We start from the raw sequence: 13,357 nt of genomic DNA, 5'->3' as shown, positions 1-13,357 counted from the left end.
CGGGGGCGCCTCGACCACCGATCGGGTTGGCCTGAGCGCAGGCGCTGGCGATAGCTCGGCACGCGGCGCGAAATCAGCCTCGCGTCGGCGACCGAGCGCCTCCCGCGGCGCAGTCGATCCGGCGGGTTGACCGGCCAGAGACGTCGCCCGGCCGCACGGAGCGGCGCCTGCGCGGAGTCGACCGGCCACGCTCGGCCCACCGCTACAGTGCGGCCGGTGATCCGCGTCTCGTTCGTCCTCGGCACCTGGCAGATCGTCACGCTCGCCGCGGGACTGCGCGAAGCCTCGCGGCAGGCGCCGCCGAGCGCCCGGTTCGAGGATCACCTCGTCCTCTACGAAACCGTCGCGGCGAGCGACGCGCTCAAGGCCGCGATGCACGAACTCGCCGCCGTCGCGTGGCCCTGGCAGCGCGTGATCGACGCGTTCGAATTCTTTCCATGCGTGCGACGGCGGATCCGCCAGCGCGAGTTCGGGCGGCTCGTCGCGGAACTGCGCGCGCGGCTCGGGCTCGAGCGCATCGACGAGGTGTGGCTGTGCTGGACCACGCGCGCGCCCGAGAAGCTCATCCTCGACGCCTACCCGGAAGCCCGGATCGCGGTCTACGAGGACGGGCTCTTCTCGTACCTGCCGCTGCCGCTCACGCCGCCGGAGCCGCCTGGCGCACGCGCCTGGCTGCGGGAGCGGCTCGACGCGTGGCGCCCGGTCCGGCGCTTTCGTCGCTACAAGGACTGGCTCGACCCGCGTCATGCCGCGCGCTTCTCGGGGGCCTGGATGGTGCTCGCCGATCTCGCCCCGGCGCCGGGTGCGCTCTCGCACATGCCGCGGCACGCGATCGGCGATGCCGCCTTGCGTGAGACGCTCGACGCGTGCAGCCGCATCGGCGCCGCCGCGTCGATGCCTCTCGCGCCTTCCGAACGCCCGCGCGTGCTGGTGCTCGGGCAGTCGCTCTCGCGCTGGAACGCGGTGACGCGCGCGGACGAGCTCGCGCTGTACCGCAGCGTCATCGGCCGCGTCCTGGCACGTGGCTACGATGTCTGGTGGAAGGAACATCCGCGCGTGCAGCAGCCGTTTTTCGACGAACTGAATGAAGGCCGCGAGGCGGGACGCGTGCATCGGCTCGACCTGCCGTTCGCGCTGCCGGTCGAGCTCGTCGCCGGGCGCCTCGACCTGGCTGCGTGTGTGGCGGGCATCTCGACCGCGCTCTTCTACCTGCCGCGCCTGTTCGGAACGCCGGCCTACACGTTCGCGGACGAGCTCGCGCCGATGCTGTCGACGGGCTGGGTCGCGTGGCGCGAGCAGAACGATCTGGTGCGCAGCCGCGTGGCGCCGCTCGACGCATTGCCGCCGGCTTCCTCCATCGCGGCGGCGCGCCCGGCGCGCAGCTGTTCATGAGCCAGCCGATCCGCATCTACATCGGCACCGACCGGTCGCAGATGATCGCGGCCAAGCTGTTCGAGTTCTCGGTGCGCCGCCACACCGACGCCGCGGTCGAGTTCGACACCATGCAGGGCGTCACCTGGCCGTTCCCCAAGGACCCGCGCAACCAGCCGCGCACCGATTTCTCGTTCCACCGCTTCGCGATCCCGCGCCTCGCGGGCTTCACGGGTCGCGCGCTGTACGTCGACGCCGACATGCTGGTGTTCCGCGACATCCGCGAGCTGTGGAACATCCCGTTCGACGGCGCGACGGTGCTGCACGCGCCCTCGTCGACCCCGCGCCGGCCCAAGCAGTTCAGCGTGATGCTGCTCGACTGTGCGCGCCTCGACTGGGATGCCACCGACATCGTGCGCGGCCTCGACGAGGGCCGCTACGACTACGACCAGCTGCTCACCGGGTTCTGCATCGAGCCGCCCGAGCAGGTGCAGCCGCGCATCCCGATCGAGTGGAACTCGCTCGACGCCTACGTGCCCGGCCGCACCGGCCTTCTGCACTACACCCACATGGAGACGCAGCCGTGGGTGTATGCGCGCCACCCGCACGGCGACCTCTGGGTCGAGACGCTGCGCGACGCGCTTGACGCCGGCGTCGTCAGCACCGCCGAGGTCGACGACGCGGTCGCGCGCGGCTGGGCGCGGCCGTCGCTGCCGGCGCAGCTGCGCACCGAGCGTGCGCGCTGGCCGGCGTTCAAGTGGCTGGTCGCGCCGGTGCTCGATCGGCGCTTTCGGCCGCACGCGGCACTGCGCGATCGACAGGAGCAGGTGCGCCGCGCCGGCGCGGCGGCGTAGCAGCACCAGCCCGCCTGCGCCGCGGCGGTCATCGCCCGCAGCAGCACGCACGACGACGAACGGGCTGCCGTAGCAGCCCGTCGGGCGCGCGCCGTGGCCGCGCCATGAAGGCCGCGAAACGCGGCCGTGGATCAGCGGCCGGTGCCGGGCGCCGACGCGCCGCTGCCGGTGCCGGTCGCGCCCGGATCGACGGTGCCGGTCCCGCCCGTGGTGCCCATCGAGCCGCTCATGCTGCCCGAGCCGGTGGTGCCGCCACTCGAGCCGCTCATGCTGCCGCTGGTGCCGGCACCGGCGGTGGCACCCATGGAGCCGGTGGCATCGCTCGCGCCGCTCATCGCGCCGCTGGCGGCACCGCCGCTCATGCCGCCACCCATGCTGCCGGTGGTACCGGTGCTGCCGGTCGTGCCGGTGGTACCCGTGGTGCCGCTCGTTCCGGTGCCGGTGGTGCCGCTGCCGGTGGTGCTGGTGCCGGTGGACGAGCTGGTGCCCGTCGTCCCGGATCCGGACGTGCCGGCATCGTTGTTGCGGTTGCAGCCGGCAAGTCCGAGCGTGGCGGCAACGATGGCGGCGAGAGGCCAGGCCAGACGTTTGTTCATGAGATGTTCCTCCAGAGGTGAATTGGCGAGCGATATCGGCATGTGGCGTGCCCGATCCGGGCCTAAGGCTTCGCCCGCTCGTTGGAACGCTGGGCGTCGCAAAGCTTGGCCGCGGGGTAAAGATAGGTTGCGCTCCGACCGGTGGAACCGGAACGGCTTCATCTCGTGGCAACCTCGCGGCGCCGAAGCAGCACGGCACCCGACGACCCACCCTCCATGGCCGACCCGACCCGATCCGACGACCCCGCCTTCCAAGCCACACCGCGTCGTCGCGTGAGCCGCGGCCAGCGCTGGTTCGGCAGCGTCGTCGCGTTGCTCGCGCTGGTCGCGCTCGGCGCGCTCGCGTGGTGGCTCACCCATCGCCCGGCGGTCGCCCCGGCCGGATTCGCCGGTGCCCCCGCCAGCGCAGCGTCAGGCACGCGCCCGGGCGGCGCGCCCGGCGGGCCGGGCGGGCCTGGCGGGCCTGGCGGGCCTGGCGGGCCTGGCGGACGACGCGGTGGTGCGACCACGGTCGGCGTCGCGGTCGCGCGCGAGTCGACCATGCCGGTGACGCTCGAGGCGCTCGGTACCGTCACGCCGGCGGCGACGATCACGGTGCGCCCGCAGGTCTCGGGCGTCCTCACCGACGTGCGCTTCACCGAGGGGCAGATCGTCAGGAAAGGCGAGCTGCTCGCCACGATCGACGCGCGGCCCTTCGAGATCGCCCTGCAGCAGGCGATCGGCGCGCGCCAGCGCGACGAAGCCCAGCTCGAGAACGCACGCCTCACCCTCGAGCGCTACCGCACGCTGCTGAGCCAGGACTCGATCGCGCGCCAGGAGGTCGACACCCAGGCGGCGCTCGTCAAGCAGCTCGAAGGCACGACCACGATCAACCGGGCTGCCGAAGCGACGGCGCGCCTGAACCTCGGCTACACCCGCATCGTCGCGCCGGCCGCCGGGCGGATCGGCTTTCGCAGCGTCGACCCGGGCAACGTCGTGAGCAGCGGGGACGCCAACGGCATCGCGCTGATCACCCAACTCGCGCCGATCGACATCGCGTTCTCGATCCCGCAGGACCGTGTTCCCGACGTGCAGTCGCGCGTCGCCGCGGGTGCGCGCCTGGTCGTGACCGCGTTCGACCGCACCCGCTCGCGCCAGCTCGGCACCGGCACCTTCTCCACGCTCGACAACCAGGTCGACACGCAGACCGGCACGGTGCGCGCGAAGGCGCGCTTCGCGAACGCTGCCAACACGCTGTTCCCGAACCAGTTCGTCAACGTGCAGCTGATGCTCGAACAGGTGCGCACGGTGGTCGTTCCCGTCACCGCGCTGCGCCTCGGGTCGAACGGCGATTTCGTCTACGTGCTGCAGGAAGACCGCACGGTGACGGTGCGACCGGTGATGCGCGGCGACTCCACCGTCGAGGAGGTCGCGATCACTTCGGGGCTCGCCGCCGGCGAGCGGGTCGTCTCCGAGGGCGCCGACCGCCTGCGCGAGGGTGCGCGCGTGCAGCTCGCGTCCGATCGCCCGGCCGATGCGGCGTCGGGTGCCCGCGGCGGACGCGGCCGGCGCGGCGGCGCCGCGTCGGGCGCGAGCGATGTCGGGCGCGGCGCGAACGAGGCGATGGTGCGCGGCCCCGGCGATGCGAGGGGCGCCTCGCCCGAGGCGCCCGGCGGCGGCGCGAGGGGCGACGGCGCCGGTCGGCGCGGCCCCGGCGGCCCGCGCGCCGGCGCGGGCCCCAGCGGCAGCGAGCGTCCGATCGGCGGCTCGGCGGGTGGCGCAGCCGCCAACGGTGCCGCCATGAGCGGCGCGGCTGCGACCGGCTCCGGCAGCACCGCTCCGGCCGCCGTCGGGACGCCGCCCGCCCGATGACTCGCCGCGCCGCCAGCGCGCGCGGCCTCGCCAGCGCGCCGATCCCTCGCCGATGAGCCCGTCCGCCCCGTTCATCGCGCGGCCCGTCGCGACCGCGCTGCTGATGCTGGCGATCGTGCTGAGCGGCCTCGTCGGCTACCGCCTGCTGCCGCTTTCGGCACTGCCGCAGGTCGACTACCCGACGATCCAGGTGCAGACGCTGTACCCCGGCGCGAGCCCCGAGGTGATGAGCCGCACCGTCACCGCGCCGCTCGAACGGCAGTTCGGCCAGATGGCCGGCCTTGCGCGGATGAACTCGACCAGCGCCGCGGGCGCGTCGATCATCACGCTGCAGTTCTCGCTCGGGCAGACGCTCGACGTGGCCGAGCAGGAGGTGCAGGCCGCGATCAACGCCGGTGCGTCGCTGCTGCCGGCGGACCTCCCGGCGCCGCCGGTCTACGCCAAGGTCAACCCGGCCGACGCCCCGGTGCTGACGCTCGCGATCACATCGGACACGATGCCGCTGACCGAGGTGCAGAACCTCGTCAACACGCGTCTCGCGCAGAAGATCAGCCAGGTCGGCGGCGTCGGCCTCGTCAGCCTGGCCGGCGGGCAGCGCCCGGCGATGCGGATCCAGGCCGACACGCAGGCACTGGCGTCGTACGGGCTCGGTCTGGACACGCTGCGCACCGCCATCGCCTCGGCCAACGCGAACAGCGCCAAGGGCAGCTTCGACGGCCCGCGCCGCGCCTACACGATCAACTCGAACGACCAGCTGCTCACGGTCGACGCCTACAAGAACCTCGTCGTCGCGTACCGCAACGAGGCACCGGTCCGCCTAAAGGACGTGGCGCAGGTGGTCGAAGGCGCCGAGAACACGCGCCTGGGCGCATGGGCCGGCATCAACGGCGTGCTCAAGCCCGCGATCATCCTCAACGTGCAGCGCCAGCCGGGCGCCAACGTGATCGCGACCGTCGACGCGATCAAGGCGCAGCTGCCCGAGCTGCAGCGCGGGCTGCCGGCGGCGCTGCAGGTCGACGTGCTCGCCGACCGCACCACCGGCATCCGCGCGTCGGTCGAGCACGTGCAGATCGAGCTCGTGCTCGCGGTCGTGCTGGTGGTGCTGGTGATCTTCGCGTTCCTCGGCAGCCTGCGCGCCACGGTGATCGCGAGCCTCGCGGTGCCGATCTCGCTGATCGGCAGCTGCGGCGTCATGTACCTGCTGGGCTACAGCCTCAACAACCTGAGCCTGATGGCGCTCACGATCGCGACCGGGTTCGTGGTCGACGACGCGATCGTGATGATCGAGAACATTTCTCGCCATCTGGAGATGGCGCGAGATGTTTCGTCGGAGGCTGACTTCGGCGCAGCCGAAGTCGTGGGCGCAGATGCGCAGAGCCCGAGACATGACGTCTCCGGCGGAGCCACAATGGCGCGCAATGGTCAGACCAGCGCTGCAGCGGTCGCCCCGTCCGGGCCGGCCGGAGCAGCGCCGGCTGCGTCACCCGCCCGCTCCACCTTCGACATCGCCTACCGCGCCGCGCTCGCCGGCGCGTCGGAGATCGGCTTCACGATCATCTCGCTGACGGTGTCGCTGATCGCCGTGCTGATTCCGCTGCTCTTCATGGGCGACGTGGTCGGGCGCCTGTTCCGCGAGTTCGCGGTGACGCTCGCGATCACGATCCTGATCTCGGCCGTCGTGTCGCTGACGCTGGTGCCGATGATGTCGGCGCGCTGGCTCCAGGTGCACGAGAAGACGGCGCGCCCGGGCAGTCTCGGCGCGCGCCTGCAGCGCCTGTTCGACGGCGTGATGACGCGCTACGACCGCAGCCTCACGTGGGTCATCGATCACCGCGGCCTCACGCTGCTCGTGGCGCTGGCGACGCTGGTACTCACGGTGCTGCTCTACCTCGTGATCCCGAAGGGGCTGTTCCCGACCCAGGACACCGGGCAGCTGCAGGCGCGCGTACAGGCCGCCGAGGACGTTTCGTACGAGCGCATGGCCGACCTGCAGCAGGCCGCGGCGCGCGCGATCCTGCGCGACCCCGACGTCGCGAGCGTCGCGTCGTTCATCGGCGTCGACGCCACCAACAACACCATGCTGCACACCGGCCGCATGCTGATCAACCTGAAGGCCGAGCGCGCCGCCCCGCACGTGGTGATGGATCGCCTGCGCGAACGCGTGCGCGGCGTCGCCGGCGTGACGCTCTATCTGCAACCGACGCAGGACCTCACGATCGACGCCGAGTCGGGACCGACCGAGTACCGCTTCGCGCTCGAAGGCGCCGATACCGCCACGGTGACCGAGTGGACCCGCAAGCTGGCGGCCGAGCTGCAGCGCTCGTCGAGGGTCCGCAACGTCGTCAGCGATGCCGGCGCCGAGGGCCTGGCGGCCTTCATCGACATCGACCGCGACACCGCGGCGCGCCTCGGCGTCACCGCGAGCGCGGTCGACGATGCGCTCTACAGCGCGTTCGGCCAGCGCATCGTCTCGACCATCTTCACCGAGACCAACCAGTACCGCGTCATCCTCGAAGCGCGGCCCGGCCTGCTGACGAATGCCGAGTCGCTGGGCAAGCTCAACCTCAAGACGGCCTCCGGCGAGACCACGCCGCTCGCCGCGTTCGCGCGCATCAGCGAGCGGCCGGCACCGCTGCAGATCACGCACGTCGCCCAGTTCCCGGCAACGACCGTCGGCTTCGACACCGCGCCCGGCGTCGCGCTCGGCGACGCGGTCGACGCGATCCGCGCCGCGGCCAAGGCGATCGCGCTGCCCGCCAGCGTGCAGCTCACGTTCCTCGGCGCATCGGGCGCCTACGAGAACTCGCTCTCGAACCAGCTCTGGCTGATCCTCGCCGCGGTGATCTGCGTCTACATCGTGCTGGGCGTGCTCTACGAGAGCTATGTTCACCCGCTGACGATCCTGTCGACCTTGCCCTCGGCCGGCGTCGGCGCGCTGCTCGCGCTCTGGCTTTCGGGCAACGGCCTGGGCGTGATCGGGATCATCGGGATCATCCTGCTGATCGGCATCGTCAAGAAGAACGCGATCATGATGATCGACTTCGCGATCGAGGCCGAACGCGGCGGCCTGCCGCCCGGCACCGTCGGCGCCCGCGGCGAAGGCCAGGGCACCGATCCCCGCCAAGACCCCGAGCTGCGCACCGGCCTTTCGCCGCGCGAGGCGATCCACCAGGCTGCGCTGCTGCGCTTCCGACCGATCCTGATGACCACGCTCGCGGCCCTGTTTGCCGCGCTGCCGCTGATGCTCGGCTGGGGCGAAGGCGCCGAGCTGCGCCGCCCGCTCGGCCTCGCGATCTTCGGTGGCCTCATCGTCAGCCAGCTGCTGACGCTGTTCACCACGCCGGTGATCTATCTGGCGTTCGATGATCTGGGACGGCGCATTCGCAAGCGCCCGGCGCGGCTTGCAAACGTCCAGGGGGGTGCTGCATGACAGCGGATCGGTGCGCAACGTGTCGCGTGCACCGGCTCGCTAGCCATGCGCCGGGCGCAAGCGCTGCACCGGACTCCTTGCGTCTGCGCCCGCCCGGACGAAGCGCCGGCGCGCCCGACCATTCCTCCTTGGCCTCGCTGCACCACACGCCTCATCCCCCCACCTTTGCAGCGTTGCGGCATGCGGGCGAGTCGCCGCACCGCCGGCGGTGTGGGGTGGCCGACGCAGCGAAGTTAAGGAGGAGGCGGCGCCCGAAGGGCGACGCCGGGGGACATGAGCGGAGTCGGCTACCCCGCGCCGCCGGCGCGCGAGCCTCGAAGTACGCACCGGCTCCAGCAACGCTGCCATGAATCTCTCCGGCCCCTTCGTCCGCCGCCCGATCGCGACCGTCCTGCTGACGATCGGCGTGGCGCTGGCCGGGATCGCCGCGTTCTTCGCGCTGCCGGTGTCGCCGCTGCCGCAGGTCGACTACCCGACGATCTCGGTGTCGGCGAGCCTGCCCGGGGCGAGCCCCGACACGATGGCCTCGAGCGTCGCGACGCCGCTCGAACGACGGCTCGGCACGATCTCGGGCGTCAACGAGATGACGTCCTCCAGCGGCACCGGCTCGACGCGCGTGAGCCTGCAGTTCGCGCTCAACCGCAGCATCGATGCGGCGGCGCGCGAGGTGCAGGCGGCGATCAACGCGGCGCGCGCCGACCTGCCGGCGACGCTGCGCAGCAACCCGACCTATCGCAAGGCCAACCCGTCGGACGCGCCGGTGATCATCCTGGCGCTGACGTCGCCGACCAAGACGCCGGGCGAGCTCTACGACGAGGTCTCCAACGTCGTCACGCAGCGCCTGGCGCAGGTCGAGGGCGTCGGTGACGTCGAGATCGGCGGCAGCACGCTGCCGGCGGTGCGTGTCGAGCTCAACCCGTTCGCGCTCAACCAGTACGGCATCAGCGCCGACGACGTGCGCGCGGCGATCCAGTCGAGCAACGCCAATCGGCCCAAGGGGCAGATCGAAGGCGCCGGGCAGCGCCTGCAGATCTACACCACGACGCCGGGCAAGCGCGCGGCCGAGTACGCGCCAATGGTCGTCGCCTGGCGCAACGGCGCGGCGGTGCGATTGCGCGACGTCGCGCGCGTGATCGACGGCGTCGAGAACACGCGCACGCTCGGCCTCTTCAAGGGTCGGCCCGCAATCATCGTGCTCGTCACGCGGCAGCCGGGTGCCAACGTGATCGAGACCGTGGACGGGGTGCGCGCGCTGATCCCCGAGCTGCAGGCTCAGCTGCCGAGCGACGTCAAGCTCGAGGTCGCGAGCGACAGCACCAATTCGATCCGCGCCTCGCTGCACGAGATCGAGTTCACGCTGCTGATCTCGATCGCGCTCGTCGTCATCGTGGTCGGCGCGTTCCTGCGCAATGCGCGCGCCACGTTCATCCCGGCGGTCGCGACCGTGGTGTCGCTGCTCGGCACCTTCGGCGTGATGCTGCTGCTCGGCTTCTCGCTGAACAACCTCAGCCTGATGGCGCTCACCGTCGCGACCGGCTTCGTGGTCGACGACGCGATCGTGGTGCTCGAGAACACCGCGCGCCACATCGAAGCCGGCATGGGGCGTATGGAGGCTGCCCTGCGCGGCTCCCGGGAGGTCGGCTTCACGGTGCTCTCGATCAGCGTGTCGCTGGTCGCGGTGTTCATCCCGCTGCTCTTCATGGAAGGCCAGGTCGGCCGCCTGTTCCGCGAGTTCGCGGTCACGCTGTCGGCGGCGGTGATGATCTCGCTCGTCATCTCGCTGACCACCACGCCGATGATGTGCGCGTGGCTGCTGCGGCCGATCGATACGGCCCAGCGCCCACCCGGCCGCATCGCGCGCGTGTTCGAACGCGGCTACCAGCGCGTGCTCGGCTGGTACGCGAAGAGCCTCGACTGGGCGCTGGCGAGCCAGGGCCTCGTGCTGTTCATCCTGGTTGCGGTGATCGGCCTCAACGTGTACCTGTTCAGCGCGGCGCCCAAGGGCTTCTTTCCGCAGCAGGACACCGGCCAGCTCAACGGCGGCCTGCGTGCCGACCAGAGCATCTCGACGCAGGCCATGGGCGACAAGCTGCGCCAGGTGATCGGCATCATCCAGGCCGACCCGGCGGTCGACACCACGGTCGGCTTCACCGGCGGCGGCCGCTCGGGCGGCGGCTTCATGTTCGTCAACCTGAAGCCGCTCGGCGAGCGCACCGAGAGTGGTCAGCAGGTGATCGCCCGCCTGCGCCCGCAGCTCGCGCAGGTGACCGGCCTCACGGTGTTCCTCAACACCGTGCAGGACGTGCGGATGGGCGGCCGGCAGAGCAACTCCACCTACCAGTACACGCTCAAGAGCGACAACCTCGCCGATCTGCGGCTCTGGGCCACGCGCCTGGCCGAACGCATGAAGACGCTCGCCGAGCTCGCCGACGTCGACACCGACCAGTCCGACAACGGCGTCGAGACGCGGGTCGAGGTCGACCGCGACAGCGCGGCACGTCTTGGCGTGACGTCGGCGGCGGTGAACACCGCGCTCTACAACGCGTTCGGCCAGCGCTCGGCGGCGACGATCTACGACGAGCTCAACCAGTACCGCGTGATCCTCGAGTGGGACCCGCGCTACACGCAGAGCCCGAACGCGCTCGCCGACGTCTACGTGCCGGCGCGCGCGAGCGCCGGCACCGCGCCCGCGGGCACCAGCGCCGCGAGCGCGACGGGGGCGCTCACGGCAGGCGGCACCGGGGCGGCGTCGGTCGGCAACGGTCTGGGTTCGACCGCGAGCGGCACCGGCTCGACGGTCGGCACCGGCTCGACCGGCAGCGCGGGCAGCGGCGCCACCGCGACGGTGTCGGTCAACCCGGCGGCGCGCGACGCGTCGACCGGCAACCCGCTCAGCAACACGGCGACGCCCCTGGTGCCGCTCGCCGCGATCGCGCGCTTCGCCGAGGCGCCGACGCCGACCTCGGTGAACCACCAGGACGGCGAGCTCGCGACGACGATCTCGTTCAACCTCGCCGACGGCCGCACGCTCGACGACGCCGACGCGGCGATCCGCCAGGCCGAGGCCGACATCGCGATGCCGACCAACGTGCGCGGAAGCTTCCAAGGCACCGCGCTCGCCGCGCGGCAGTCGCAGGGTCAGCAGACGATGCTGATCATCGCCGCGCTGGTGGTGATCTACCTCGTGCTCGGCATCCTCTACGAAAGCCTGGTGCACCCGCTCACGGTGCTCTCGACGCTGCCGTCGGCGGGCGTCGGCGCGGTGCTCGCGCTGCTGCTGTTCCGGATGGAGTTCTCGATCATCGCGTTGATCGGCGTGTTCCTGCTGATCGGCATCGTCAAGAAGAACGCGATCCTGATCATCGACTTCGCGCTCGAGGCCGAGCGCTCGCGCGGCCTCGACGCGGTCGAGGCGGTGCGCGAGGCGTGCCTGCTGCGCTTCCGGCCCATCCTGATGACGACGCTCGCCGCCGCACTCGGCGCGTTGCCGCTCGCGATCGGCTTCGGCGAGGGCTCGGAGCTGCGCCGCCCGCTCGGCGTGTCGATCATCGGCGGGCTGATCGCGAGCCAGCTGCTGACGCTGCTGACCACTCCGGTCGTCTACGTGCTGCTCGACAAGCTGCGCATGCGGCGCGCCCGCCGGCGCGGCACTCCGCCGGAGCCGCCGCGCGCGCACCCGCCCACGGCCGCCGGCGCGGCCGCATGACCTCTGCCCCGCTTCGCATGACCTGCCTGCCCCTCGATCCGCCACCTGCATCGGCGTGCCGCACCGGCGCCCTGCGCCTGATCGCGCTGGCGACCAGCCTCGCGCTCACGGGCTGCGCCGTCGGCCCCGTCTACGAGCGGCCCAGCGTCGAGGTGCCGGCCGCGTATCGGCAGGCGCCGGTCGAAGCCGGCGCGACCTGGCTGCCGGCGGGCGCGCCGGACGCGCTCGAGCGCGGCGCGTGGTGGCGGCTGTTCGACGATCCGGTGCTCACGGAGCTCATCGAGCAGGTCGAGGTCTCGAACCAGAACGTCGCGGCCGCCGCAGCCGCCGTCGAACAGGCCCGTGCCATCGTCGGCGAGCAGCGCGCGCAGCTGTTTCCCTCGATCGGCGCGGACGCCAACCTGCGGCGCTCCGGCAGCCGCGGCTCGGGCGCCAGCAGCACCCGCAGCGTCGACCTCGGCGTGTCGGCGAGCTGGGCGCCCGACCTCTGGGGGCGCATCGGCAGCGGCATCACGGCGGCCGAGGCCAACGCGACGGCGACACTCGCCGACCTCGGCGCGGCGCGTCTCGCGGCGCAGGGCGACGTCGCCCTCAACTACGTGGCGCTGCGCGAGGCCGACGCCGACGCGGCGCTGCTGCGGCGCTCGATCGAGGCGCTCGAGCGCACGCTGCAGATCGTGCGCAACCGCTACGCCGCCGGCGTGGTCGCGCGCACCGACGTGCTGCAGGCCGAGACCCAGCTCGCGACGACGCGCGCCGAGCTGGCGTCGGTGATCGCGCAGCGCGAGCGCCTCGAGCATGCGATCGCGGTGGTGGTCGGACGCGCGCCCGGCAACTTCGCAATCGCCTCGGGCGACTGGGTGGCGAGCGCCCCGGCGGTGCCGCTCGGCGTGCCGTCGCGGCTCCTCGAGCGCCGCCCCGACATCGCCGCCGCCGAACGCAGCGTCGCCGCGGCGAACGCTCAGATCGGCGTCGCGCGCTCGGCGTACTTCCCGAGCCTGTCGCTCGGCGCCGATCTCGGCCGCTCCGCGAGCCGCATCGGCGACCTGTTCGCGGCGTCGGCGACGCTGTGGTCGCTCGGCGTCTCGGCCGCCCAGGTGGTGTTCGACGCCGGCGCCACCCGCGCGCGCGTCGCCGGCGCCGAGGCCGCGCGCGAGGCGGCGGTGGCGCGCTACCGCCAGACCGTGCTGGTCGCGTTCCAGTCGGTCGAGGACCAGCTCTCGGCGCTGCGCACGCTGGCGGCGCAGGAGCGCCTGCGCCGCGAGGCGGCGGCCGCCGCCGAGCTGATCGAGACCCAGATCCGCAACCGCTACGACGCCGGGCAGGTGAGCTACACCGAGGTCGTGACCGCGCAGGCGGCGGCGCTCAACGCGCGGCGTGCGCTGCTGCAGCTCGAGGCCGACCGCCAATCGGCGACCATCGCGCTGATCCAGGCGCTCGGCGGCGGCTGGCAGGTCGCGCCGGGCTGACGCGGACGCCCGGAGGGGTGCCGGGCCGGGCTGGAAACACCTGACGCGGCGCCGCAGGGGCGCCGGCAGAATCCGGGCTC

The 13,357-nt window shown here is 72.4% G+C and carries 7 protein-coding genes; 6 read left to right on the top strand and 1 reads right to left on the bottom strand.

The window, feature by feature from the left end; genetic code table 11:
- The first annotated feature begins 216 nt into the window (after window positions 1-216).
- A complete protein-coding gene (locus HQN59_RS01870) occupies window positions 217-1,392 on the top strand; it encodes a polysialyltransferase family glycosyltransferase (protein WP_176065499.1) in 1,176 nt (391 codons plus the stop codon).
- Window positions 1,389-2,225, top strand: a complete 837-nt coding sequence (locus tag HQN59_RS01865) for a glycosyltransferase (RefSeq protein WP_176065498.1) — start codon at window positions 1,389-1,391, stop codon at window positions 2,223-2,225. The genes HQN59_RS01870 and HQN59_RS01865 overlap by 4 nt, the downstream gene beginning before the upstream one ends.
- 131 nt (window positions 2,226-2,356) lie before the next feature.
- On the opposite strand, the gene HQN59_RS01860 is transcribed toward HQN59_RS01865, so the two are convergent.
- Window positions 2,357-2,821, bottom strand: coding sequence for a hypothetical protein (locus tag HQN59_RS01860; protein ID WP_176065496.1), 465 nt, complete (start codon window positions 2,819-2,821; stop codon window positions 2,357-2,359).
- Window positions 2,822-3,037: 216 nt separating this feature from the next.
- Between HQN59_RS01860 and HQN59_RS01855 the strand changes: the two genes are divergently transcribed.
- From HQN59_RS01855 to HQN59_RS01840, 4 genes are all read left to right on the top strand, one after another.
- Window positions 3,038-4,672 carry an efflux RND transporter periplasmic adaptor subunit gene (locus HQN59_RS01855; protein WP_176065494.1) on the top strand — a complete coding sequence of 545 codons (1,635 nt, stop codon included), beginning with the start codon at window positions 3,038-3,040 and terminating at the stop codon, window positions 4,670-4,672.
- A gap of 52 nt (window positions 4,673-4,724) precedes the next feature.
- Window positions 4,725-8,102: an efflux RND transporter permease subunit gene (locus HQN59_RS01850; protein ID WP_176065492.1), complete on the top strand. Its 3,378-nt coding sequence runs from the start codon at window positions 4,725-4,727 to the stop codon at window positions 8,100-8,102.
- 346 nt (window positions 8,103-8,448) lie between these two features.
- Window positions 8,449-11,808: an efflux RND transporter permease subunit gene (locus HQN59_RS01845; RefSeq protein ID WP_176065490.1), complete on the top strand. Its 3,360-nt coding sequence runs from the start codon at window positions 8,449-8,451 to the stop codon at window positions 11,806-11,808.
- Between the two features lie 17 nt (window positions 11,809-11,825).
- Window positions 11,826-13,277 (top strand): efflux transporter outer membrane subunit, encoded by a 1,452-nt coding sequence (locus HQN59_RS01840; protein WP_176065488.1) that lies wholly within the window; start codon window positions 11,826-11,828, stop codon window positions 13,275-13,277.
- The last annotated feature ends 80 nt before the right edge of the window (window positions 13,278-13,357 follow it).

Source organism: Rhizobacter koreensis, assembly GCF_013366375.1.
Classification (GTDB): Bacteria; Pseudomonadota; Gammaproteobacteria; order Burkholderiales; family Burkholderiaceae_C; genus Schlegelella_A; species Schlegelella_A koreensis.
This window is presented reverse-complemented; position numbering and strand designations above follow the sequence as displayed.

What these genes read in the sequence shown, in the direction of transcription:
- HQN59_RS01855 (WP_176065494.1), top strand. Translation starts at nt 3,038, where the DNA reads ATGGCCGACCCGACCCGATCCGACGACCCCGCCTTCCAAGCCACACCG.
- HQN59_RS01840 (WP_176065488.1), top strand. Translation starts at nt 11,826, where the DNA reads ATGACCTGCCTGCCCCTCGATCCGCCACCTGCATCGGCGTGCCGCACC.
- HQN59_RS01845 (WP_176065490.1), top strand. Translation starts at nt 8,449, where the DNA reads ATGAATCTCTCCGGCCCCTTCGTCCGCCGCCCGATCGCGACCGTCCTG.
- HQN59_RS01865 (WP_176065498.1), top strand. Translation starts at nt 1,389, where the DNA reads ATGAGCCAGCCGATCCGCATCTACATCGGCACCGACCGGTCGCAGATG.
- HQN59_RS01850 (WP_176065492.1), top strand. Translation starts at nt 4,725, where the DNA reads ATGAGCCCGTCCGCCCCGTTCATCGCGCGGCCCGTCGCGACCGCGCTG.
- HQN59_RS01860 (WP_176065496.1), bottom strand. Translation starts at nt 2,821, where the DNA reads ATGAACAAACGTCTGGCCTGGCCTCTCGCCGCCATCGTTGCCGCCACG.